The 23,034-nt window shown below is 62.8% G+C and carries 19 protein-coding genes and 6 tRNA genes; 12 read left to right on the forward strand and 13 right to left on the reverse strand.

Annotated features, from left to right (window positions below):
• The first annotated feature begins 28 nt into the window (after window positions 1-28).
• The 9 genes from fliJ to fliR all read left to right on the forward strand — a co-directional run bounded on the left by fliJ (window position 29) and on the right by fliR (window position 6,671).
• On the forward strand, window positions 29-499 hold the full coding sequence (fliJ, locus tag DBR47_RS18115) for a flagellar export protein FliJ (RefSeq protein WP_124452613.1): 471 nt from the start codon (window positions 29-31) through the stop codon (window positions 497-499).
• A 234-nt stretch (window positions 500-733) separates the two neighbouring features.
• Entirely contained in the window at window positions 734-2,068 is a 1,335-nt protein-coding gene (locus DBR47_RS25390; protein ID WP_124452615.1) for a flagellar hook-length control protein FliK, read from the forward strand.
• 185 nt (window positions 2,069-2,253) lie between these two features.
• Window positions 2,254-2,847, forward strand: a complete 594-nt coding sequence (gene fliL, locus DBR47_RS18125; RefSeq protein ID WP_124452617.1) for a flagellar basal body-associated protein FliL — start codon at window positions 2,254-2,256, stop codon at window positions 2,845-2,847.
• Window positions 2,848-2,872: 25 nt separating this feature from the next.
• The gene (fliM, locus tag DBR47_RS18130) at window positions 2,873-3,877 is read left to right on the forward strand and encodes a flagellar motor switch protein FliM (RefSeq protein ID WP_124452619.1); all 1,005 of its coding nucleotides are present in this window, start codon (window positions 2,873-2,875) and stop codon (window positions 3,875-3,877) included.
• On the forward strand, window positions 3,867-4,304 hold the full coding sequence (fliN, locus tag DBR47_RS18135) for a flagellar motor switch protein FliN (protein ID WP_124452621.1): 438 nt from the start codon (window positions 3,867-3,869) through the stop codon (window positions 4,302-4,304). Before fliM ends, fliN begins: the two co-directional genes overlap by 11 nt.
• 157 nt (window positions 4,305-4,461) lie before the next feature.
• Window positions 4,462-4,827 (forward strand): flagellar biosynthetic protein FliO, encoded by a 366-nt coding sequence (locus tag DBR47_RS18140; protein ID WP_124452623.1) that lies wholly within the window; start codon window positions 4,462-4,464, stop codon window positions 4,825-4,827.
• Entirely contained in the window at window positions 4,820-5,602 is a 783-nt protein-coding gene (fliP, locus tag DBR47_RS18145) for a flagellar type III secretion system pore protein FliP (RefSeq protein WP_124452625.1), read from the forward strand. Before DBR47_RS18140 ends, fliP begins: the two co-directional genes overlap by 8 nt.
• A gap of 12 nt (window positions 5,603-5,614) precedes the next feature.
• Window positions 5,615-5,884: a flagellar biosynthesis protein FliQ gene (gene fliQ / locus DBR47_RS18150; RefSeq protein ID WP_124452627.1), complete on the forward strand. Its 270-nt coding sequence runs from the start codon at window positions 5,615-5,617 to the stop codon at window positions 5,882-5,884.
• Window positions 5,885-5,906: 22 nt separating this feature from the next.
• Complete coding sequence (fliR, locus tag DBR47_RS18155; RefSeq protein ID WP_124452629.1) at window positions 5,907-6,671, forward strand: flagellar biosynthetic protein FliR; 765 nt, start codon at window positions 5,907-5,909, stop codon at window positions 6,669-6,671.
• Between the two features lie 306 nt (window positions 6,672-6,977).
• Here the strand turns inward: fliR and DBR47_RS18160 are convergent.
• From DBR47_RS18160 to DBR47_RS18215, 12 genes are all read right to left on the reverse strand, one after another.
• Window positions 6,978-7,064 (reverse strand) — tRNA-Leu (locus DBR47_RS18160).
• Window positions 7,065-7,149: 85 nt separating this feature from the next.
• A tRNA-Gly gene (locus DBR47_RS18165) sits at window positions 7,150-7,225 on the reverse strand.
• A gap of 49 nt (window positions 7,226-7,274) precedes the next feature.
• A tRNA-Gly gene (locus DBR47_RS18170) sits at window positions 7,275-7,350 on the reverse strand.
• Between the two features lie 8 nt (window positions 7,351-7,358).
• Window positions 7,359-7,432: transfer RNA gene (locus DBR47_RS18175), tRNA-Cys, on the reverse strand.
• A 76-nt stretch (window positions 7,433-7,508) separates the two neighbouring features.
• Window positions 7,509-7,584: transfer RNA gene (locus DBR47_RS18180), tRNA-Gly, on the reverse strand.
• Window positions 7,585-7,740: 156 nt separating this feature from the next.
• Window positions 7,741-10,149, reverse strand: coding sequence for an endopeptidase La (gene lon / locus DBR47_RS18185; RefSeq protein WP_124452631.1), 2,409 nt, complete (start codon window positions 10,147-10,149; stop codon window positions 7,741-7,743).
• A gap of 108 nt (window positions 10,150-10,257) precedes the next feature.
• Window positions 10,258-11,526, reverse strand: a complete 1,269-nt coding sequence (clpX, locus tag DBR47_RS18190; RefSeq protein ID WP_124452633.1) for an ATP-dependent Clp protease ATP-binding subunit ClpX — start codon at window positions 11,524-11,526, stop codon at window positions 10,258-10,260.
• A 251-nt stretch (window positions 11,527-11,777) separates the two neighbouring features.
• Window positions 11,778-12,386, reverse strand: a complete 609-nt coding sequence (gene clpP, locus DBR47_RS18195; RefSeq protein WP_124452635.1) for an ATP-dependent Clp endopeptidase proteolytic subunit ClpP — start codon at window positions 12,384-12,386, stop codon at window positions 11,778-11,780.
• 230 nt (window positions 12,387-12,616) lie between these two features.
• Entirely contained in the window at window positions 12,617-13,930 is a 1,314-nt protein-coding gene (tig, locus tag DBR47_RS18200; RefSeq protein WP_124452637.1) for a trigger factor, read from the reverse strand.
• 23 nt (window positions 13,931-13,953) lie between these two features.
• A tRNA-Leu gene (locus tag DBR47_RS18205) sits at window positions 13,954-14,040 on the reverse strand.
• A gap of 288 nt (window positions 14,041-14,328) precedes the next feature.
• A complete protein-coding gene (locus DBR47_RS18210) occupies window positions 14,329-17,481 on the reverse strand; it encodes an efflux RND transporter permease subunit (protein WP_124452639.1) in 3,153 nt (1,050 codons plus the stop codon).
• Between the two features lie 13 nt (window positions 17,482-17,494).
• Window positions 17,495-18,622: an efflux RND transporter periplasmic adaptor subunit gene (locus DBR47_RS18215; RefSeq protein WP_124452641.1), complete on the reverse strand. Its 1,128-nt coding sequence runs from the start codon at window positions 18,620-18,622 to the stop codon at window positions 17,495-17,497.
• 259 nt (window positions 18,623-18,881) lie between these two features.
• On the opposite strand from DBR47_RS18215, the gene hpnC reads away from it, so the two are divergent.
• From hpnC to hpnE, 3 genes are read left to right on the forward strand one after another with little or no spacing between them, the layout of a single operon-like run.
• Window positions 18,882-19,742 carry a squalene synthase HpnC gene (gene hpnC, locus DBR47_RS18220; protein ID WP_124452643.1) on the forward strand — a complete coding sequence of 287 codons (861 nt, stop codon included), beginning with the start codon at window positions 18,882-18,884 and terminating at the stop codon, window positions 19,740-19,742.
• Window positions 19,739-20,587: a presqualene diphosphate synthase HpnD gene (gene hpnD / locus DBR47_RS18225; protein WP_124452645.1), complete on the forward strand. Its 849-nt coding sequence runs from the start codon at window positions 19,739-19,741 to the stop codon at window positions 20,585-20,587. The genes hpnC and hpnD overlap by 4 nt, the downstream gene beginning before the upstream one ends.
• A complete protein-coding gene (gene hpnE / locus DBR47_RS18230; protein ID WP_231512374.1) occupies window positions 20,584-21,885 on the forward strand; it encodes a hydroxysqualene dehydroxylase HpnE in 1,302 nt (433 codons plus the stop codon). The genes hpnD and hpnE overlap by 4 nt, the downstream gene beginning before the upstream one ends.
• Here the strand turns inward: hpnE and DBR47_RS18235 are convergent.
• Window positions 21,869-22,897, reverse strand: a complete 1,029-nt coding sequence (locus DBR47_RS18235) for a TIGR03790 family protein (RefSeq protein ID WP_124452647.1) — start codon at window positions 22,895-22,897, stop codon at window positions 21,869-21,871. The two genes, hpnE and DBR47_RS18235, sit on opposite strands and share 17 nt — an antisense overlap.
• Window positions 22,898-23,034 lie beyond the last annotated feature (137 nt).

Below are 23,034 nucleotides of genomic sequence, written 5' to 3' on the forward strand. Positions count from 1 at the left end.
CGCCGCTGCTCCCCCTGGAGTGAGTTTCATGAGTTCATCCAATCTGCAAGTCCTGAGCATCCTGCTGGAGCGCGCCGAAAGCGAGCGCGACGAAGCCCTGCGCCTGTTCCAGGACGCGGAAAAACGCGCCCAACAAGCCCGCCAGCAACATGGCGAGCTGTCTCAGTACCGCAGCGACTACCAGCAACGCTGGACCCAGCAATTCGCGGCCCGCGGCACCATGGACATCGTCGGCTGCTACCAAAGCTTTGGTGGCCGCCTGGACGAAGCCATCAGCAGCCAGAGCAATATCACCCAGTACGCCGACCAACGCATGGCGGTCAGCCGTGACAAATTGCGCCAAGCCGAGATGCGCGTGGCCTCCATCGCCAAGCTGATGGAACGCCGCCGCCTGGAGATCAGCCGCGCCACCCAGCGCCAGGAACAAAAAGCCTGCGACGAGCAAGCCGCCCGCAGCACGCAAGCTGCCTACAACCCCTTTGTGCGCTTGCACGTCTGAGCCCCGCCCGCCTCAGCGCAGCCATTGAAAGTACCCCATGAGTACGCTAACCAGCAGCATTTACGGAAACACCGGCCCCCTACGCCCGCCCACGCCCAGCACGACGGACCGGGCGAGCGCCGGCACCCAGCCGGGTAGCGCCCAGTTCGCCACCCTGCTCAACAACTTCACCCCGCCCAAACCCAGCCTGCCGCCCAGCGCCCAGCTGCCCCCACCCCCNNCCTGCCCACCCCGGTGCCGCCCCCCTCGCAAACCGCCCAGCAAGAGCAGGCCCATGCCGAGAGCAATGGCAGCGCCAGCAAGGATCTGGAGCGCAGCACGACGGCGCGCCGCGAAGCGCAGCAGCAAGAAGCCCGTCTGACGGCGCGCCGCAGCCAGAACGGCGGCGGCAATGCTTCTGGCAACGGCATCACCGACCGGGTCGGCCGCTCCACCCAACCCACCCCCGCCTACACCGGCAAAGTCGCCCTGCCCGCCGAAGACGGCGGCACGCCCAAGCCCGAAGCGAGCGAAATCGCCGCCCAAGGCGAGGAAGCCGTGGCCAGCAGCGCCAGCGCCAAGAGCAAGAAGGCCGAGGCCAAGGATGGCAGCGAAGACGCGGCGGCCAGCGATGCCAATGGCACGAACGCCAGCAAGCCCGACATCGACGCCAAAGCGGTCTTGCCGGTGAGCGATCAGGCCGGTGGCCGGCCCTATGGTGGGAACGGTGGAGGCCCAGGCGATGAAGACGACAAGCCCGGCAAGCCGCAAGCGTCCAGCGACGAAACTGGCCCCCTGCTCGCCGCCCACCATGTGCGCCGCGGCGGCGCCAACGCCCTCGACGGCGCAGGCGGCGCGACCCAAGCGGCCGCGAGCCGCAGCGCAAGCGCCAGCGCTGAGGCTCTCGACAAGCGCACGGCCGAAGGCGCCGACAAGGCCACGGCAGCCTTGTTTGGCCAGACCTCGCAGGCCGCGGGCGCTTCGGCGGCAGCCGGCCCCGCCGCCGCGCCTGCTGCCGAAGCCGGTGCAGACTTCAGCGCAGCACTGAACGCGGCCACGGCCGGGACAGCAGCTGGAACAGCGGCCGGCAGCGCCAGCGCTGCGGCCAGGCCCGAGGCAACGCCAATGGGCAGCAATCCCATCCTGCTGGCCCAGCCCCTGCACAGCCCGGCCTTTGTGCCCGAGATGGCGGCCCGCCTGAGCGTGTTGGCGGCCGAGGGCGTGCAAGAGGCGCAGCTGCATCTGAACCCCTCGGAAATGGGCCCGGTGGCGGTGCAGATCGTGGTGGACGGCCAGCAAGCCCAGATCTCATTCCATGCCGAGAATGCCGAGACCCGTGCCGTGCTGGAGCGTGGCCTGCCCGACCTGGCGGCCGCCTTGCGCGACAACGGCCTCACCCTCAGCGGTGGCGGCGTGTTTCAGCAGCAGATGAACCAGCAAGGCCAGGCCTCGGCTCAAGCTGGTGACGAAGGCCGCCGGGCTAATCGTCCATCTGATCGCAGCACATTGCCCATCGAGCAAAACGTCGGCGGCCTCGGCCAGCCAATCAGCAGCCGCAAGAGCCAGGGCGTGGTCGATCTCTACGCCTGAGGGCCGGTTCAGCGGCCTGGCCTGAGCCCGAAATTTCAAACGAAGAGAGATTAAGCGAGCCCCCGTCCTTCTTTTCACGGTTTGCCCGTTTGCTGCCGCCTCAATAATGGGCCTCAACAAGCGCCCTTTGCTACTCTTGTTTGGACAAGAGGCCGAGGGCCGGATCGAATATCACAGGAGTTCTCATGGCCACTGCAGCCGCAGCCGCTGAAGCCCCCAAGGGCGGGGGCAAGAAAAAACTGATCATCATCATTGCTGCCGTCCTGCTGCTGGTCCTGATCGGCGGCGGTGCTGCACTGATGCTGATGAAGAAGAAGGCCCCTGCCGATGGCGAAGAGGGGGGCGAAGAAGCGGCCCATGAGGCACCGGCTCCGGCGGCTCATGCCCCCAAGCCCGGCACCCCACCGACCTTCGTGCCCTTGGACCCCTTCACCGTCAATCTGTCGGACAAGGAAGTCGACCGCTTTGCCCAGATCGGCGTCACGCTGGAAGTGGGTGACGCCCACACGGCAGACCAGATCAAGGCCTATCTGCCGGCCATCCGCAGCAATATCTTGATGCTGCTCTCACACAAGTCTTCGGCCGAGTTGCTGACCCTGGAAGGCAAGGAAAAGCTGGCCCGCGAGATCAAGCGCGAGTCGGTGCGCCCCATGGGCATTGAGCTGGACGACGAGGACGAAGATCCGCCGCCGGAAGGCACCAAGAAAAAGAAGAAGAAAAAGCGCCACGTGGAAAGCCCCGTGAGCAATGTGCTGTTCTCGACCTTCATCGTCCAGTGAGCCTGCTGTGCAAGGGTGATTCGCCATGAATCAACAAATCCTCTCCCAAGACGAAGTTGATGCGCTACTTCAGGGCATCACCGGCGAAAGCCAGAAGCTCGACGCTGAAGAAGAGCAGGTCGGCGGCATACGCGACTACAACCTGGCCAGCCAGGAACGGATTGTTCGTGGGCGCATGCCCACGATGGAAATCATCAACGAACGCTTCGCCCGCAATATCCGCGTCGGCCTGTTCAACTTCATCCGCAAGAGCCCTGAAGTCGCCATCGGCGGCATCAAGGTGCAGAAGTACAGCGCCTTCTTGCGCGAGATCGTGGTGCCGACCAATTTCAATATCGTGTCGGTCAAGCCCCTGCGCGGCTCCGGCCTGATCGTCTGCGACCCGACCCTGGTGTTCGCGGTGATCGACTCGCTATTCGGCGGCATCGGCAAGTTCCACGCCCGCATCGAAGGTCGTGATTTTTCGGCCACCGAGCAGCGGGTGATTCTGCGCTTGGTGGAGGTGATCACGGCCGAGTATCACAAGGCCTGGAAGGGCATCTACCCGCTGGAGCTGGAGTTTCAGCGCTCGGAGATGCAACCCCAGTTCGCCAATATCGCCACGCCCAGCGAGATCGTGGTTTCGACCTCGTTCACGCTGGAAATCGGCGAGACCAGCGGCACAGTGTACTTCTGCATCCCCTACGCGACGCTGGAGCCGATTCGCGATGTGCTGTACTCCACCACGGTGGGCGACTCGACCGAGCCGGACCGCCGCTGGGTGAATCTGCTCAAGCACCAAATCCAAGATGCCAAGGTGGAGCTGGTGGCCGAGCTGGGCACGGCCCCGGCCACGGTGGAACAGCTGCTGGCCTTCAAGCCCGGCGACTTCATCGAGCTGGACCTGGAAACCATGATCAAGGCCAAGATCGACGGCGTGCCCGTTTACGACTGCCACTACGGCACTTCCAACGGCAAGTACGCGATCAAAGTTGAAAAAATGCTGACCAGCCCCGACCAGGGCTGGCTGGGAGCACGCAATGTCACCTGATACCCCCTCCTCCGAAGAACAAGACGCAATGGCGGCCGAATGGGCCGCCGCCCTGGCCGAAGCCAAGCCCAATGATGTGGCGGAAGAGGTGCAGCAGGCCTCCGAGCAGGTGGCCCCGGCCAGCTTCGCCAATTTCTCGCCCACGCCCAACAATCTGCCCAGCGGCGACATCAACATGATTCTGGACATCCCTGTCCAGCTGACCGTTGAGTTAGGCCGCACCCGCATCCCCATCAAGAACATCCTGCAACTGGCTCAAGGCTCGGTGGTGGAGCTGGACGCTCTGGCCGGTGAGCCCATGGACGTGCTGGTCAACGGCTATCTGATCGCCCAGGGCGAGGTGGTGGTGGTGAACGACAAATTTGGTATCCGCTTGACCGACATCGTGACGCCGTCAGAGCGCATGCGCCGCCTGTCCAAGGCCTGAATGCCCAGGGCCTGAGTCGAATATGAGGGTAGGCAAGACCTGACCCTCTCCGTATCACCAAGCGCCGCATTTCCCTGCGGCGCTTGGTTCTTGGTAGGCCGCTTTCCTGCCCTTTTTAGGCGCATTGCCCAGAGCCCCGCTGGAGACAATCTCCAGCATGAACTCCTCCCTGCTTCCCTTTGTGTGGTTTCTGGCCATTCTGTGCCTGATCCCCCTGGCCTTGTGGCTGCTCAAGCGAACCCCGCTAGGCGGCGGAGCACATACCCAAGGCATCATGCGCGTGGTCGCACAACTGCCCATCTCGCCCAATCAGCGCCTGCTGACCGTCGAGGTTGGCCAAGGCGAAGACCGCCGTTGGCTGGTGCTGGGCGTGACCGGCCAGCAAATCAGTGCCCTGCACGAGATGCCCCCACAGGCGGAAAGCCCCACTTCGTCCTTGAGCGCGCCCTTTGCTCAGATGCTGGGCGCGCGTTTGCGCGGCGCCAGCAGCGAATCGAAAGCCGAGGGAGAGCGCAATGCCTAAGCCGGCCGGCCCGCGCGGCCTCGCTCGATTTGCTCTGTTCGCCCTGCTAAGCCTGCTTGGCAGCGCGGCCTGGGCCCAAACAGCAGGCCCCAACCCTCCCCCCGCCACCCTGCCCTTGCTGATCGGCCAGAGCGGTGGCGGCAGTAGCTATTCGGTGCCCATCCAGACCCTGCTCTTCTTCACGGCCCTGGGCTTCTTGCCCGCCGTGCTCTTGATGATGACGGGCTTCACACGCATCGTGATCGTGCTGTCACTGATGCGCCAAGCCCTGGGCACCCAGGCAGCGCCACCGAATCAGGTGATCGTGGGCCTGTCCCTATTCCTGACCTTTTTTGTCATGAGCCCGACCCTGGACAAGGTCTATGCCGAAGCCTGGCAGCCCTATAGCGCGGGTCAAATCCCCTTCGAGCAAGCCATCCAAAAGGCCGAGCCGCCGATGCGCAACTTCATGCTCAAGCAGACCCGCCAAGCCGATGTCGCCCTGTTCACCCGCCTGGCCAAGCTAGACAGCAGCATCAAGCCGGAGGACGTGCCCTTCAAGGTCCTGGTTCCGGCCTTTGTGACCAGCGAACTCAAGAGCGCGTTTCAGATCGCCTTTCTGATCTTCATCCCTTTCTTGGTGATCGACATGATCGTCTCCAGCGTCTTGATGAGCTTGGGGATGATGATGCTGTCGCCCGTGCTGGTGGCCCTGCCCTTCAAGCTGATGCTCTTTGTGCTGGCCGATGGATGGAACCTATTGCTCGGTTCCTTGGCCGCCTCCTTCGTGACCTGATTCCAGCAAAAAATGGACGCACAACAAGTTTTCACCGTAGGCCAACAAGGCCTCTACATCCTGATGCTGGTGGCCGCGCCGGTGCTGCTGAGCGTGCTGCTGGTGGGCGTGCTGGTGAGCGTGTTCCAGGCCGCTACCCAGATCAATGAATCCACCCTGAGCTTTGTGCCCAAGGTCATCGCCGCCGTGCTGGTGCTGGCCATCACCGGCCCCTGGATGGTGACCACCTTGGTGGAATACATCCAGCGCACCCTGCAATCCATTCCCCAGGCCGTGGGCTGATCTCAGGGCTTAGACCGAGGCCATGATTTCCTTCACCGAAGCCCAGCTGCTGGGCTGGCTTAACCCCCTGCTCTGGCCTTTCATACGCACGCTGGCCTTGTTCGCCGGCATGCCCATCTTCAGCCAGCGCAATGTACCCATGCGGGTACGGGTGGGCCTGGCCATGTTCATCTCCATCGCGGCCCAGCCCTCGCTGCCGGTGATGCCGCTGACGCCGCTGGACTCTTTGCCCACGCTGATGCTGCTCTTGGTGCAGCAGCTTTTGATTGGCCTGTCCATGGGTTTTGCGGTGCGCCTGGTGTTTGCCTCGCTGGAGTTTGCGGGTGAGTTGATCGGCCTGCAGATGGGCCTGAACTACGCGGGCTTCTTCGACCCCGCCACCGGCAGCCAGGGCACGGCCAGCGCGCGCTTCTTCGGCAGCATGGTGGCTTTTCTCTTCATCGCTATCAACGGTCATCTGCTCTTGATCAATGCCTTGGTGCAGAGCTTTCACGCCTTCCCCATCGGCGACGAACCGTTTCACTTCCTGCGCGTCGCTCAGCCCCAAACCTGGGGGGCAGACATCTTCCGCATGGGTTTGTGGATCGCCCTGCCCCTGATCACCATGCTGATGTTTGTCAATCTGGTCTTGGGCGTGATCTCGCGCGTGGCGCCACAGATCGGCGTGTTCTCGGTGGGCTTCCCGCTCACCGTCAGCATCGGTTTGATTGGCATGGTCGCCACCCTGCCCCTGATGCAAACACCGTTTATGGTGGCACTGGAGCGCATGCTGGCGGTGTTTGGCTGAATCTAGCTCCGCGGCTCCGGCTCGGCCAGCTCAACAGCTGCCTCAGCCTGGTTCGCCCAAGCGTGCGACTCGGCGGACGGCGAATCGTTCAAACCGCTGCGCTGGCGAAACAGCACGGACGCCGCTCTCAGCACAAAGTCCAAACTGGCCCGAATCTCTGGACTCAAACCGGGATCTTGCTCTGTCACCGACTTCATGGACATCTCCTGCTACGCCCCTTACTTCGGCAGTTAGGAGAAGAAATTCAGTCCTTCACAGGACCGCCATCCAAAGTTTGGATGAGCACAGAGACAGATGGAAAACTTGTGGTGCCCAGGACGGGACTTGAACCCGTACGACCGTTAAGTCGGCGGATTTTAAGTCCGCTGCGTCTACCAATTTCACCACCCGGGCGGGTCGTTTTGGAGCTGCCCGCATTATCTCTGCGGCACAGACTCCAGAAACAAGAAAGGGAAGCCTAGGGCTTCCCTTTTTGATTTGGAGCGGGAAACGAGACTCGAACTCGCGACCTCAACCTTGGCAAGGTTGCGCTCTACCAACTGAGCTATTCCCGCATTTCGCCAGAAACCCAAAAGGCTTCCGGCCCGGTGCGTACCGGTTTGTTGGAGCGGGTAACGAGGCTCGAACTCGTGACCTCGACCTTGGCAAGGTCGCGCTCTACCAACTGAGCTACACCCGCATGGTGTTTGGAGGCGCGATCCAGAGTCGAACTGGACTAACCGGATTTGCAATCCGGGGCATAACCGCTTTGCTATCGCGCCGTAAAACTTCAAAGTCATGACCTTTGGTGAGGCCCTGACTAAAAAAGGAAGCCAAAGCTTCCTTTTCATCAAATTGTGGAGCGGGAAACGAGACTCGAACTCGCGACCTCAACCTTGGCAAGGTTGCGCTCTACCAACTGAGCTATTCCCGCATCGATTGAAACTAACAAAGCAGTATTTTGACATGGCATTTTATTGCCCGCAAAACTTACTCTGTTTGAATCAAGACCAAGATTGTATGCTGAATTTGACCGGCTTTGCAAGCTTTCGCGAAATTTTCGCGCGGTCAAATCCGCATAGCGCTCCTGTCAGTGCGTGGCTGCTGGCGTCGCCACCACCTCGGCCGGCTTGGCCGCGACGGCGGGTTCTTCCTCAGGCAGAGGCACGGGAGCGGACTCCAGCGCCACTTCCAGCACCCGGTCAATCCAACGCACCGGCACGATCTCGAGCTGATCCTTGACGTTGGCCGGGATGTCCTGCAGGTCCTTGACGTTGTCTTCGGGGATCAGCACGGTCTTGATGCCGCCGCGATGTGCCGCCAGGAGCTTTTCCTTCAAGCCGCCGATGGCCGTGACCTCACCACGCAGGGTGATTTCACCCGTCATGGCCACATCAGCACGCACGGGGATGCCCGTCAGCGCCGATACAAAAGCCGTGGTCATGGCCGCACCGGCGCTGGGGCCGTCCTTGGGCGTGGCGCCATCGGGCACGTGAACGTGCACATCGCGCTTCTCGAAAAGTTCGTCCTTGATGCCCAGACGGCGAGCGCGAGAGCGCACCACCGTGCGAGCCGCCTCAACGGACTCCTTCATCACATCGCCCAACGAGCCGGTGCGGATGATATTGCCCTTGCCCGGCATGGCCGTGGCTTCGATGGTCAGCAGATCGCCGCCCACTTCTGTCCATGCCAAACCGACCACCTGGCCGACCTGATTCTTCTTCTCGGCGCGGCCGAAGTCGTACTTGCGCACGCCCAGATAGTCGTTGAGGTTGTCCTCGGTGACGACGGCCTTGCCCACAAAAGTCTTCAGCGCCAAGCCCTTCACCACCTTGCGGCAGATCTTGGAGACTTCACGTTCCAGCGAACGAACACCGGCTTCACGCGTGTAGTAACGGATGATGCCGCGGATGGCGGATTCGGTGACTTCCATCTCCGAATCCTGCACACCGTTGTTCTTGCACTGCTTGGGCAGCAAATAGCGCTGGGCGATATTGACCTTCTCGTCCTCGGTGTAACCCGAGAGGCGGATCACTTCCATCCGGTCCAGCAGAGCCGGCGGGATATTCATCGAGTTCGAGGTGGCGATGAACATCACATCGGACAGGTCGAAATCGACCTCGACGTAGTGGTCACCGAAGGTGTGGTTCTGCTCCGGATCCAGCACCTCGAGCAGGGCCGAAGACGGGTCGCCGCGGAAGTCCATGCCCAGCTTGTCGATCTCGTCCAGCAGGAACAGCGGATTGCGGGTGCCGACCTTGGACAAGCTCTGCAGCACCTTGCCCGGCATGGAGCCGATATAGGTGCGGCGGTGGCCACGGATCTCGGCCTCGTCACGCACGCCACCCAAGGCCATACGAACGAACTTGCGGCCGGTAGCGCGCGCCACCGACTGGCCCAGCGAGGTCTTGCCGACCCCCGGAGGACCCACCAGGCACAGAATGGGTGCCTTGACCTTGTCGACCCGCGTTTGCACCGCGAGATACTCGAGGATGCGGTCCTTGACCTTTTCCAGACCGTAGTGATCTTCGTTCAGCACGCTCTCGGCGTTAGACAAGTCGTGCTTGATCTTGGTCTTCTTGCTCCAGGGCAGATTGACCAGGGTCTCGATGTAGTTGCGCACCACCGTGGCTTCGGCCGACATGGGCGACATCAGCTTGAGCTTCTTCAGCTCGCCATCGGCCTTTTTGCGGGCGTCCTTGGGCATCTTGGCGGCCTGGATCTTCTTGTCCAGCTCCTCCAGATCGGCACCTTCTTCGCCATCACCCAGTTCCTTCTGGATGGCCTTGACCTGCTCATTCAGGTAGTACTCGCGCTGGCTCTTCTCCATCTGGCGCTTGACGCGACCGCGGATGCGCTTTTCCACCTGGAGGATGTCGACCTCGTGCTCGAGCAGATCGAGCAGCGTTTCCAGGCGCTTGCCCACTTCGGACAGGTTGAGCACCGATTGCTTGGCATCCAGCTTGAGCGGCAGATGGGCGGCGATGGTGTCGGCCAAGCGGCCTGCGTCGTCGATGCCGGCAATGCTGGTCAGGATCTCGGGCGGGATCTTTTTGTTCAGCTTGACGTACTGGTCAAACTGCTGGGTCACGGCACGGCGCAGAGCCTCGATCTCGGGCTTGGGATCGGCCTCGGGCGGGATGGGCATCACCTCAGCGATGAAATGCTCCTCGCCGTCGGTGATGGTTTGCGTGGTGGCGCGCTGCAGGCCTTCGACCAGCACCTTGACGGTGCCATCGGGCAGCTTGAGCATTTGCAGAATGCTGGAGACGCAACCCACCTCGAACATATCGTCCGACTTGGGCTCGTCTTTGCCGGCGGCCTTTTGTGCCACCAGCATGATTTGACGACCAGCTTCCATCGCGGCTTCCAAAGCCTTGATGGACTTGGGGCGACCCACAAACAGCGGGATCACCATATGCGGGAACACGACCACATCGCGCAGCGGCAGCAGCGGGAGAGTGATGAGTTCCGCAGGCAAAACGGGATGACCGGACATGAAAACCTCTCTTTCTCAGACCTCAGTTGCGGCCTGAGCGGGCAATTGCAAGACGCCGAATTTGCTTTAACAGCGGCCGACTAAGCCGCTGTTTTTCGGTGAGGGTGATTAAGCGCTGGCTTTCGCCTGTTCGCGGTAAACCAGCAGCGGCTTGGCGTTCTCTTCGATGGTGTGTTCGTCCAGTACGACTTTGGCCACGCCGTCCAGAGCGGGCAACTCAAACATGGTGTCGATCAGCGAGAGCTCCATGATGGAGCGCAGGCCGCGCGCACCGATCTTCCGAGCCAGGGCCTTCTTGGCAATGGCCGTCAGGGCCGAGGGGCGGATCTCCAACTCCACACCGTCCATGGCGAACAACTGCTGGTACTGCTTGACCAGGGCGTTCTTGGGTTCGGTGAGGATTTGGATCAGCGCGTCTTCGGTCAACTCACCCAGGGTGGCGACCACAGGCAGGCGGCCCACCAGCTCCGGAATAATGCCGAATTTGATCAGGTCGGCGGGCTCCACCTCACGGAAGATTTCCGAGATGCGGCGCTCGTCCTTGCTCTTGACCGAGGCACCAAAACCGATGCCGGTCTTCTCGGAGCGGTTCTGGATGACTTTTTCCAGGCCGTCGAAAGCGCCGCCGCAGATGAACAAGATATTGGTCGTGTCGATCTGCAGGAAGTCTTGGTTAGGGTGCTTGCGGCCGCCTTGCGGGGGCACGGAGGCCATGGTGCCTTCCACCAGCTTGAGCAAGGCCTGCTGCACGCCCTCGCCCGACACATCACGGGTGATGGAGGGGTTGTCGGCCTTGCGCGAAATCTTGTCGATCTCGTCGATGTAGACGATGCCGCGCTGAGCCCGCTCCACATCGTAATTGCAGTTCTGCAACAGCTTCTGGATGATGTTCTCGACGTCCTCACCCACATAACCGGCTTCGGTCAGGGTGGTGGCATCGGCGATCACAAAAGGCACGTTGAGCAAGCGAGCCAAGGTCTGGGCCAGCAAGGTCTTGCCCGAGCCGGTGGGGCCGATCAAGAGGATATTGCTCTTGGCCAACTCGACCGAGTCTTTGGCACCGGCCATATGGCGCAGGCGCTTGTAATGGTTGTAGACCGCCACCGACAAGGTGCGCTTGGCCACGTCTTGCCCGATCACATACTGATCAAGGCTGGCCTTGATCTCGCTGGGCACGGGCAGGTCCGACTTGCTGGCGCGGGTTTGCGGCGTTTCGGCCGGGACTTCGTCTCGCACGATGTCGTTGCACAGCTCGATGCATTCATCACAGATGAACACCGACGGGCCAGCAATCAACTTCTTCACCTCATGCTGGCTTTTGCCGCAGAAGGAGCAGTACAGGACTTTTTCGCTGGAGTTGCCTTTTTTCTCGGCCATGGATCTGCTTGTCTTTCAGGCGTTAATGCCTGCTGTGATGATAGTTCAAACGCATATGGGGCCCTTGTCTTGATAAGGGCCCCGTTCCGCCACCAGTTGGCGTCGAAAGAGGGGGATCTTCTCGCCCACCCACGCCGGCCAGAAGCCGGCGGGAGAGCACAGCATTGTGCCGCGCGGAGCTTACGCCGCCCTGGGGCCGCGGCGAAAGGCCCCGGCCCCCAGCGCCAAATGCGACCGGCAACAGGCCTGAATTAGGGCCGCTTCTCCAGGACCTGGTCGATCAGGCCATAGGTTTGCGCTTCCGCGGCAGACATGTAGTAGTCACGCTCGGTGTCGTTCTGGATTTTTTCCAGGCTTTGACCCGAACGCTCGGCCAGGATGCGATTCAATTGCTCGCGGGTCTTGAGGATCTCGCGGGCATGGATCTCAATGTCCGTGGCCTGACCTTGGGTGCCGCCCAGAGGTTGATGAATCATCACCTTGGCATTGGGCAGGGCGAAGCGCTTGCCCTTGGCACCCGCAGCCAGCAAGAAAGCGCCCATGCTGGCGGCCATGCCCATGCACAGGGTCGAAACCTGGGGCTTGATGAACTGCATGGTGTCGTAGATGGACATGCCGGCCGAGACGCTGCCGCCGGGCGAGTTGATGTAGAGGGAGATGTCCTTGTCGGGGTTCTCGCTCTCCAGGAACAGCAGCTGGGCCACCACCAGATTCGCCACGGCGTCGTTGACCGGGCCGACCAGAAAGATGATGCGCTCGCGCAGCAGACGGCTGTAGATGTCGTAGGCGCGCTCGCCGCGGCCCGACTGTTCGATGACGATGGGCACCATGCCCAGATTGTTGATTTCCAGCGCGCTCATGAAGAATCCTCTGAAAGTAGCTCTGTTGGATAACCCTGCCTAGCCGTCGATCCCCAGCCGCATTGCCGGGCCAGGTTCTCGTCGTCTAAGACAGTGATGGGGGCTGATTATGGAGGCACAAGAGCTGCGCCTGCAGCGAGCACCAAAATGCAAAAAGCGCCGCCCTTGCGGTACGGCGCTTCTCGATCCGGGCTTACTCAGCGAAGCAGGCCCGGGCTCGTTTCAACCTATCAGTTGGCGGCGGCCATCAATTCGTCGAAAGGCAGTGCTTTCTCGCTGACCTTGGCCTTGGCCAGAACGAAGTCGGTCACGTTGTTTTCAACCACAACGGCTTCCACTTCGGCCAGGCGATTGCGGTCGCTCAGGTACCAACGCACCACTTCCGCGGGCTTCTCGTAGCTCTGTGCCAGCTCTTCGATATGGGCTTGCAGCTGCTCGGGCTTGGCTTGCAGATTGTTCGAACGAACCAACTCACCCACCACCAGACCCAGGCGCACACGGCGCTCGGCTTGGGGACGGAAGATTTCCTCGGGGATGGGCGCCTTGTCGGCATCCTTCACGCCACGCTTCTTCAGGTCTTCGCGGGCTGCGGCCACCATGCGCTCGGTTTCACCGGCGATCAGGGCATTGGGCACGTCGAGTTCAGCAGCGGCCACCAGAGCGTCCATGACGGCGCCCTTGTTGCGAGCCAGCACGCGGAACTTGACTTCGCGCTCGAGGTTCTTCTTGATGTCGGCGCGCAGGCCTTCAACGCTGGCGTCAGCAATGCCCAGGGACTTGGCGAAAGCCTCGTTCACTTCGGGCAGGTGCTGGGTCTCGATCTTCTTGACCGTCACCAGGAAATCGGCTTCCTTGCCGGCCACGTCCTTGCCGTGGTAGTCCTCAGGGAAGGCCAGGGGGAAGGTCTTGGAGTCGCCCGCCTTCATGCCGCGCACAGCCTTCTCAAAAGCTTCCAGCATCTGGCCTTCGCCGATGATGAATTGGAAGCCTTCGGCCTTGCCGCCGGCGAAAGGCTCGCCGTCCAGCTTGCCTTCGAAGTCGATGGTGACGCGATCGCCTTCGCCTGCCACGTCAGCGGCAGCGCGCTGGGCGAAGCTGCGACGCTGCTTGCGCAGGATGTCGACGGTCTTGTCGATGGCTTCTTCGGTCACTTCGCTGACCACGCGCTCGACGTCTGCAGCAGCCAGATCACCGATCTTGACTTCGGGGTAGACCTCGAAGGTGGCGTCGAAAGCCATTTGGCCTTCGGGCGATTCATCCTTCTGGGCGATCTTGGGAGCGCCGGCGACGCGCAGCTGCGCTTCGTTGGCGGCGGCCGAGAAGGCCTCGCCCAGCTTGTCGTTCATGACTTCGTACTGGACGGAGTAGCCGTAACGCTGGGTGACCACGCTCATCGGCACCTTGCCGGGGCGGAAGCCGTCAGCCTTGACGGTACGGGCGAGCTTCTTCAGACGAAGTTCCACTTCGCTGTTGATGTCAGCAGCCGCCAGCGTGAGCGTGATGCGGCGTTCGAGCTTTTCGAGGGTTTCGACGGTGACAGCCATAGTTGACTCAATACAAAGTTATCTGGTGCGCGGGGCCGGACTCGAACCGGCACGCCGGTGAAGGCGTCAGGACCTAAACCTGGTGCGTCTACCAATTTCGCCACCCGCGCTAGAGGATTTCAGACCCGCTTGAAGTTGGACCCCATGAATTTGTGAGACTTGAAGCTCAAGCAAACTCGGCGCCCGACCGCTCAGCAAGACTGCGGCAATTCGGCAAACCGTGGATTGTAGCCATTTGCGAGAGCGATTTTCGCGACCTAGGAAAACCCAGGACAGGATTTGCTCTCGACAGGCCTGATTCCAGGCCCGGTATGCCGAGAAAAATTTACTCAAACAAACGCTGCATGCCGGTCTGGGCGAGGCACAAGCCATCACCTGACCGACTCTTGCAGCGCCACTCAGTCCGGCCGCTTGATGCGGAACCAGGCCGCGTACATGGCAGGCAGGGCCAGCAGCGTCAGCGCGGTAGCCACAATCAGCCCACCCATGATGGCCACGGCCATAGGCCCCCAGAACACGCTGCGAGACAGGGGCACCATGGCCAGCACCGCGGCGGCGGCCGTCAGCACGATGGGGCGGAAGCGGCGCACGGCCGACTCCACCACCGCCTGCCAGTCCGGCACCCCACGCGCGCGGTCCTGCTCGATCTGGTCGATCAGGATCACCGAGTTGCGCTGAATCATGCCCATCAAGGCAATCACACCCAGCAAGGCCACAAAACCAAAGGGCTTGCCCGAAAGCAGCAAGGCCGCAGCCACACCGGCGATGCCTAGCGGCCCAGTCAGGAAGACCAGCATGGAGCGCGAGAAGCTCTGCAACTGCAGCATCAGCAAGGTGAAGGTGATGAAGAGCATGATGGGCACGCCGGCGGCGATGGAGCCCTGACCCTTGCTGCTTTCTTCCACCGCACCGGCCACCGAGATGGTGTAGCCCGGCGGCATCTTGGCTTGCAAGGCCTGCATCTGCGGCCAAACCTCGGCCGTCACGGTGGCCCCCTGCAGGCCTTCACTCACATCGCCCTGCACCGTCACCGCGTAATTGCGACCTTCACGCCACAGCACGCCGGGCTCCCAGGCAAAGCCCACCTTGGCGATCTGGGTGAGCGGAATGGCTCGGCCGCTGCTGGTGGCCACATAGGAATTGCCGATATCGGTGATGGCATTGCGCTCGTCCAAGGGCTGGCGCAAGACGATATCGATCAGCTTGTCGCCCTCGCGGTACTGGCCGATGGTATTGCCTGACAGCAGGGTGCGCGAGGTCTGCGCCAGGGCCTGGCTGCTCACGCCCAGGGCGCGCGCCTTGTCCTGATCGATCTCCAATTTCAAGACCTTGATGGACTCGTTCCAGTTGTCATTGACCCCGCGCATATGGGTGTTGGCGGCCAGAATCGCCTTGGCCTCATCACCCCAGCGCCGCACTTCCTGGACGTTCTCACCGGCCACGCGGAACTGCACCGGATACTGCACCGGTGGGCCGTTAGGCAGCAGCTTGATGCGGGTGCGCACCTCGGGAAACTCGGCCGCCATCAAGGCCGGCAGACGCTTGCGCAAGGCCTCGCGTTCATGCAAGTCCTTGGGCAAGACGATGGCCTGGCTGACGCCGGGCTGAGGGAAGACCACATCCAGCGGCAGGTAGAAGCGCGGCACGCCGGAGCCGATCCAGGTGCTGACCGTGGCCACGCCCTGCTCCTGCATCATGCGGGCCTCAAAGCGCTTGGCCACGGCCTGGCTTTGCTGAATGGTGGAGCCTTCGGGCAGCCACAGATCGACAAGAATCTCCGGCCGGCTGGAGTCCGGGAAAAACTGCTGCTGCACCCGGCCCATACCGACCAGGCCCAGCGCAAACACCAGCAAGGTCATGCCAATCGTCTTCCAGCGATTGAGCACGCACCAGCGCACCAGGCTGCGGAAGCGGTTGTAGAAAGGCGTGTCAAACAACTCATGCGCTTCGCCGCCCTCGTTGGAGCGATGCGTCTTGAGCAGCAGGGCGCCCAGGTAGGGCACGAAATAGACCGACACCAACCAGCTGATGACCAGGGCCGCCGCCGTCACCGCAAAAATGGCGAAGGTGTACTCACCGGTGCTGGACTTGGCCAAGCCAATCGGCAAAAAGCCCACGGCGGTGATTAAGGTGCCGGTCAGCATGGGCATGGCCGTGGCGTCGTAAGCGAAGGTGGCCGCCGTCATCTTGTCGTAGCCCTCCTCCAGCTTGCGCACCATCATCTCCACCGCAATGATGGCGTCGTCCACCAAGAGCCCCAGGGCAATGATGAGCGAGCCCAGCGAAATCTTGTGCAGGCCCACGCCCCAGTAAAACATGGTGACGAAGGTAATCGCCAGCACCAGGGGGATGGTGATGGCCACGACCAAGCCCGGCCAGATGTCCACGCGCAGGGGCTTGGTATGCAAGCCCAGGGAGATGAAGCTGACGGCCAGCACAATCACCACCGCCTCAATCAAGACCTTGACGAACTCGTTCACCGAACGCGTCACCGCCTGGGGCTGGTCCTGGATCTGCTCCAGCTCGATGCCGGCGGGCAGGTTTTTGCGGATATCGACGACCGCGGCCTGCAAGGCCTGGCCCATGGCGACGATGTCGCCGCCCTTGGCCATGGAGATGCCCAGGGCGATCACGTCCTTGCCCTGGTGACGCACCATCACGGTCGGTGGGTCCACATAGTCGCGCTTGATCTCGGCGATATCGCCCAGGCGTAAGGAACTGGCCTGGCCGGTGCTGGGGTTGAGCGCGCGAATGGGAAAGTCCTTCAGCGCCTGCACCGAGTTGAACTGCCCCTGCACCCGCACCTGCAGGCTGCCGCCGCCGGCGTCCAGCACCCCGGCGCTCTCCACCGCGTTCTGCGCGCCCAGCTGAGCAATCACCTGGTTGACGTCCAGACCCAGATTGGCCAGCCGCTTTTGCGAGATCTCGACGAAGACCTTTTCCGGCTGCACGCCAAAGGCCTCCACCTTGGCCACATCGCGCACTTTCAGCAGAGCCGAGCGCACCCGCTCCGACTGCTCGCGCAACTCCTCGCGCGAGAAACCGTCGGCGGAGAGCGCGAAGATGGAGCCGTACACATCGCCGAACTGATCGTTGAAGACCGGCCCAATCACTCCTTGCGGCAAGGTGCGCGACATATCACCCACCCGCTTGCGCACCTGGTACCAGATCTCGTTGACCTCCTTGGCCGGCGTGTCTTCCTTGAGCATGAAGATGGTCAGGGACTCACCCGGCTTGGTGTAGCTGCGCACCCGATCGGAGTAAGGTACCTCCTGCAAGGTCTTCTCGATTTTGTCGGTCACCTGCTCGGCCACCTGCTGGGCCGTGGCGCCGGGCCAGAAGGCCTGCACCACCATCAGTCGGAAGGTGAACGGCGGGTCCTCATCCTGGCCGAGTTGGAAATAGGCCACAAAGCCCATCAACATCAGCACCACCATCAGATAACGCGTCAGGGCCGGATGCTCCAAGGCCCAGCGCGAGACATTGAAATTGCGGCGACCGCTGCCCGGGCTCACCGAATTGCCCGAGGTCTGTTCTTCTTGATTGCTCATCGATGCTCCCGGCTCAACGAGCGGCTGAGGCCGGCTGCGTGCTGGCCGCTGGCGACTGGTAACGCTGCACCTTCTGGCCCGCCTTGAGCACATGCACACCGGCGACCACCACCTCCTGGCCGGGCTGCAGGCCAGAGGCGATCACCACCTCATTGCCCTCCGCGCCGGCGATCTTCACCGGCTGCGCTTTCAAGCTCATAGACCCGGGGTCGAGCACCCAGACCGAACTCTTGCCCTGCTCCTGCAACAAGGCCGTCAGCGGTAGCTTGATGACTTGCTCGGTGCGCGGCGGCTGCAGGCTGACCACGGCCGTCTGGCCCAGGCGGGCGTCCACCCGGCCCACATCCGCCTTGATCAAAAAGGTGCGTGTCACCGGATCGGCCGCGGCCGAGACCTCTCGCAAACTGGCTTCGCTACTCGCCTGGCCAGGGCCCCAGAGCTTGAATTTCAAGGCACCCGGCTTGGCGGCCACTTGGCGGAACATGGCGACTTGGTCCTCGGGCACCGAAAACACCACGTCCCGCGGCCCGTCCTGGGCGATGCGCAGCACCGGCGTGCCGGCCGCCACCACCATGCCGGGCTCGGCATCCACCCCGGTCACCACGCCCGCCACATCGGCGATCAGCTGGGCGTAGCCGGTTTGATTGTCCTGCGCGCTGCCCTGGGCCTTGGCCTGATCCAGCTGAGATTGCGCGGCCTTGAAGGCCGAGCTGCGACGCTCCAGCTCGGCCGCGCTGATGAACCCTTGTTTTTCCAGATCGATATAGCGCTTGTAGTCGGCGCCGGCCTGATCGCGGTTGGTGCGGGCTGCCGCCACGCCGGCCTCGGCCGCGGCACGAGCCAGCTGCAAATCTTGCGCGTCCAGCTGGGCCAACAGCTGGCCGGGCTTGACCACATCGCCCAGATTGACCTTTCGGCTCAGGATCTTGCCGCCGACGCGAAAGGACAAGCGCGACTCGGTGCGGGCGCGAATCTCGGCCGCGTACTCATACGTCATGCCCGCGGAGTCCCATTGCAGGACCTGGGTGCGCACAGCGCGCTCCGGTTCGGGATGGCCGTCTTGCTTGCTGCAGGCGCTCAACAAGGCCAGCAAGAGAAGCAAGGGCGTCAGCAGCAAGGCCTTGGGCGAGGGATGGGGCATGAACAACCTCAGATATTTGCGTTCCCGGCACCCGCAGCAAGCCACCAGCAGGGCCTTGCAACAGGGCAAAAACGTTATTGACTAATGGGTCAGTAATGTATGCAAGGGGCCAAGCCCTGTCAAACAGAGCGGGGCCGGGCCCCACAAAAAAACCTCTCACCAGCGCCGCAAGCCGCCCGCAGGGGCATATTCACCTGTTTTTTTCTAGCCAAGCTCTGGCTCGCCGAAGAGCGGCTGGAATCCCCACACAATCTGGCCTGTGAGCATAGAACACTACGAAAATTTCCCCGTTGCCTCCTGGCTCTGCCCCAAGCCTCTGCGCCCGGCCATTGCCGCCATCTACCATTTCGCTCGCACCGCCGACGATCTGGCCGATGAAGGCGAGGCCAACCAAGCCCAGCGCATCCAGGACCTGCAAGACTATCGCGCCGACCTGCGCGCCGCCGCAGAGGGCCGAGCACCCTCGCCGCGCTGGGCCAGCCAGGTCTTCAATCCTTTGATCCCCGTCCTGCAGCAATATCGGCTCCCCCTGCCCTTGCTTGAACAACTGCTGGACGCCTTTGAACAAGACCTGCACCAGCAGCGCTACAGCGACCGGGCCGAATTGCTGGCCTACTGCAGCCGCTCAGCCAATCCGGTGGGGCGCCTGCTGCTGCATCTTTACGGGCTGAACGAGGCCAGCGCCCTGCGCCGCTCCGATGCCATCTGCAGCGCCTTGCAGCTGATCAACTTCTGGCAGGACTTCACGCGCGACGGCCCCAAGGGCCGGGTCTATGCGCCACAAAGCGATCTGCAGCGCCACGGCCTGGACGCGCAAGCCCTCTTGGCCTGCCAGGACAGCCCGGCCGCAAGAGCCCTGATCCGCGATTTGTGCGACTGGGCCGAGCAATTGATGCTGGAGGGCGCCCCCCTGGTGCACCAGATCCCGGGGCGTGCCGGCTGGGAGCTTCGACTGGTGGTACAAGGCGGCCTGCGAATTCTTGAGAAAATCCGCGCGATGCAATATGCAAGCCTTGTTCAACGCCCCAAACTCGTCGCCCTTGACGCCCCTGCCCTGCTCTTTCGCGCCCTGAGCATGCGTGCCGCAGGCGCGCCCACACCTTCAAAGGAAGCCCTGTGAACCCCGAGCAGTACGTGCAGGAAAAGGCCGCCAAGAGCGGCTCCAGCTTTTATTACGCCTTCTCCTTCCTGCCTCCGCCGCGGCGCGCGGCCATCACCGCTTTCTACGCGTTTTGCCGCGAGGTCGACGATGTGGTGGACGAGACCGAGGATCTGGGCGTGGCCGCCACCAAGCTGGCCTGGTGGCGCAAGGAAGCCGCCAATGCCTTCGCCGGTCAGCCCCAGCATCCGGTGATGCGGGCCTTGATGCCGCATTGCGCGGCCTTTGACATCCGTCTGGAGCACCTGAACGCCGTCATCGACGGCTGCCAAATGGATCTGGAACAAACGCGTTACCTCGACTACCCCGGCCTACAGCGCTACTGCCATCTGGTGGCTGGCGTGGTGGGCGAAGTCGCCTCGGGCATTTTTGGCCGCAGCCAGCCCGAGACCATTGCCTACGCCCACAAGCTGGGGCAGGCCATGCAACTGACCAATATCATCCGCGACGTGGGCGATGACGCTCGCCGTGGCCGCATCTATCTGCCCATCTCGGAGCTGCAGCAATTCGATGTCAAAGCGCATGAAATCTTGCTGCGCACAAAGCCCTGGGGCTATAGCGAGCGCTTCACCGCCCTGATGAAGTTCCAGGCCCAGCGGGCCCACCAGCTGTATGACGAGGCCTTCGCCCTCTTGCCCGAGGCCGATCGCAAGGCCCAAAAACCCGGCCTGATGATGGCCAATATCTACCGCGCCCTGCTGCGCGAGATCGAGCTGGAAGGCTTTCGCGTGCTGGAGCAGCGCATCTCCCTGACCCCGCTGCGCAAGGTCTGGATCGCCATGCGCACCAACTGGACGGGCCGTTGAGCCAGCCGCTGAGAATTGCCGTTATCGGCGGCGGTTGGGCCGGCATCGCGGCGGCCGTCACGTCCTGCCAGCAGGGCGCGCAAGTCACGCTCATTGAGATGGCTGGGCAGTTGGGCGGTCGAGCCCGCAGCCTGGCCACCGGCGAGGCCGCGCCCTTCGCTCAGCTGGACAACGGCCAGCACATCCTGATCGGCGCCTACAGCCAGAGCTTGGCCCTAATGCAAAGCCTGGGTGTCGATTTGGCGCAGGCTTTTTTGCGCACACCGCTGCGCCTGCGCTACCCGCGCCACGAGGGTTTGCAGCTGCCAGCGGGTGCGCCACTGATCAGCTTCGCGCGCGGCGTCTTGGCCTATTCAAATTGGCCGCTCCTGGCTCGCTTGCGCCTTTTGGCGGCCGCCGGCGGCTGGCTTTTGCGCGGTTTCCACTGCCCGCCCGCCTGGACGGTGCAGACCTTGTGCGCCGGGCTGCCGCCATGCGTCAAACAAGACTTGATCGAGCCCCTGTGCGTGGCCGCGCTCAACACCCCGGCGAGCCATGCCAGCGCCCAGACCTTTTTGCGCGTGCTGCACGACGCCTTGTTCAGCGGCCCAGGTAGCGCCGATCTGCTCTTGCCCCGGCTATCGCTCAGCGAGTTGCTCGCCACACCGGCGCAACGCTGGCTGCAAGCGCATGGGGTCAAGCTGCACCTGGGCCAAAGGGTGCAGCAATTGAGCCGCAGCGACAAGGTTTGGCTTGTTGATGGCCAAGCTTTCGACCAGCTGATCCTGGCCTGCAGCCCTGTGGAAGCCGCCCGGCTGTGCGCCGAGATCCAATCCAGCTGGGCGGCACAGGCCGCGCAGCTGCGCTATGAGCCCATCATCACCGTCTATCTGCACAGCCCCGGTAGCCGCCTGCCCGCGCCCATGGTGGCCCTGCAGGAGGGTCCCAATGCCCCGGCGCAGTTTGTCTTCGACCTGGGCCAGCTCAGCCTGCAAGACGAGCGCAGCGGCGCTTTCGCCTTCGTCATCAGCGGGGCGGCCGCCTGGGTAGACAAAGGCCTTGGCGCCACCGGCGAGCAAGTGCTGGCCCAGGCGCTGCGCGAGTTCGATTGGCATAGCCCGCCGCAAGTGCAGCGCGTGCTGGCCGAGAAGCGCGCCACCTTTGCCTGCACACCCGGCCAGCAACGCCCGCCGCGCGAGATCGCAGCGGGGCTGCAAGCGGCCGGCGACTATGTGCAAGGCCCCTACCCCGCCACGCTGGAAGGCGCGGTTCGGGCCGGTATGGCGGCGGCCCGCCATGCCCTCAAAAAGGTCGGCTGAAGGGCGCAGCCAAGGGCTCGCCGATGAACAGGCCCTGGCCGGGCCATAACACGCTATGCCAGTAGGCCTCCAAGGCCGACACGCCTTGCACATAGGCCAGCAAAAGAAACTGTGGATGCGGGAACTTCTGGCGGTGATTGCAGGGCTCGCTGACCGTGCCATAGCTGGCCGTGGCACCGGCTTCCAACCAATCCAGGGCGCTCATCTGCACATTGCCGTTTTCCAGCCGACGCTCCAACTGCCCACCATACGAGGTCAGATGATCGGCCAGAGCACCGGGCAGCCAATCCACCTGATCTAGGCCGGGCACGCTGACCAGGCCGGTTTGATAAATCAGGGTCCGGCTCATGCTGGGCAGATGCTGCTGCGCCACCGGCTGCACTTGCAGACCAGGCAGGCGGCTGGCAGGCGGAAACAGGCTGGCCCGCACATTGCGCGCCGTGTCACTGGTGCTGACGAAGTAGGCATTCGCGGGGCTGAAGCCCGGCAGGCTGTGATCGGAGGCAATGCCGCGCTCGATCAAGGCTTTGGCGCTCTCCACACTGCGGGCAGCCAAGAGCATGGACGGCCGCAGCCCCAGGTCACGGAAGGGCCGAGCGCCAAAATAATTGAAATAGGGCGAAGGCTGCGAGGGCGCGCAGCTGTTCTTGCAAATCTCGGGCTGAAAACCCAGGGCCAAGGCGCTGGTGATGGAGTTGCAGGCCACGGCATAGGGCTGGGTCCAAGCCAGGGCCAAGGCCTGCACCTCGGGGCCCAGCTCGGCCTTGATCTGCGCTTGCAAGGCCTCAAACTCTGCCAGGTCCAGGGCGGCGCGCAAGGGCAAGCTCAGCCGCAGGATATTGGCTTCGGGAATATTGCGACGGGCGGCGTAGTACTCACCCACCGCCACCGAGTAAGGGTCGGCGCTATTGATCACCAGACCCAGCTGTGCAGCCGTGATGCGCCCCTGCAGACGGGGAAATCGCTGCCAAGTAGGCGCTGGCGCTGGCGCCGCGCTGGCACCTGAGGCCACGGGCGAAGCCGCTGCCTGCGCCAGGGCAGCTTGCCCTGTCAGCAGAGACAAAACAAGGGCGAGCAAGGGTGCAAAGACAAGGCCAAAAATCAAGCCTGAGGCCTTGTATTCAGCACCCTGAACAGCCGGTGTTGCTC

The sequence above is a fragment of the Paucibacter sp. KBW04 genome (assembly GCF_003852425.1).
Taxonomy (GTDB): Bacteria; Pseudomonadota; Gammaproteobacteria; order Burkholderiales; family Burkholderiaceae_C; genus Paucibacter_A.

Excerpts from the sequence above, each read along its gene's own strand:
- fliJ (WP_124452613.1), top strand. The coding sequence starts at position 29 with ATGAGTTCATCCAATCTGCAAGTCCTGAGCATCCTGCTGGAGCGCGCC.
- fliL (WP_124452617.1), top strand. The coding sequence starts at position 2,254 with ATGGCCACTGCAGCCGCAGCCGCTGAAGCCCCCAAGGGCGGGGGCAAG.
- fliM (WP_124452619.1), top strand. The coding sequence starts at position 2,873 with ATGAATCAACAAATCCTCTCCCAAGACGAAGTTGATGCGCTACTTCAG.
- fliN (WP_124452621.1), top strand. The coding sequence starts at position 3,867 with ATGTCACCTGATACCCCCTCCTCCGAAGAACAAGACGCAATGGCGGCC.
- DBR47_RS18140 (WP_124452623.1), top strand. The coding sequence starts at position 4,462 with ATGAACTCCTCCCTGCTTCCCTTTGTGTGGTTTCTGGCCATTCTGTGC.
- fliP (WP_124452625.1), top strand. The coding sequence starts at position 4,820 with ATGCCTAAGCCGGCCGGCCCGCGCGGCCTCGCTCGATTTGCTCTGTTC.
- fliQ (WP_124452627.1), top strand. The coding sequence starts at position 5,615 with ATGGACGCACAACAAGTTTTCACCGTAGGCCAACAAGGCCTCTACATC.
- fliR (WP_124452629.1), top strand. The coding sequence starts at position 5,907 with ATGATTTCCTTCACCGAAGCCCAGCTGCTGGGCTGGCTTAACCCCCTG.
- lon (WP_124452631.1), bottom strand. The coding sequence starts at position 10,149 with ATGTCCGGTCATCCCGTTTTGCCTGCGGAACTCATCACTCTCCCGCTG.
- clpX (WP_124452633.1), bottom strand. The coding sequence starts at position 11,526 with ATGGCCGAGAAAAAAGGCAACTCCAGCGAAAAAGTCCTGTACTGCTCC.
- clpP (WP_124452635.1), bottom strand. The coding sequence starts at position 12,386 with ATGAGCGCGCTGGAAATCAACAATCTGGGCATGGTGCCCATCGTCATC.
- tig (WP_124452637.1), bottom strand. The coding sequence starts at position 13,930 with ATGGCTGTCACCGTCGAAACCCTCGAAAAGCTCGAACGCCGCATCACG.
- DBR47_RS18210 (WP_124452639.1), bottom strand. The coding sequence starts at position 17,481 with ATGAGCAATCAAGAAGAACAGACCTCGGGCAATTCGGTGAGCCCGGGC.
- DBR47_RS18215 (WP_124452641.1), bottom strand. The coding sequence starts at position 18,622 with ATGCCCCATCCCTCGCCCAAGGCCTTGCTGCTGACGCCCTTGCTTCTC.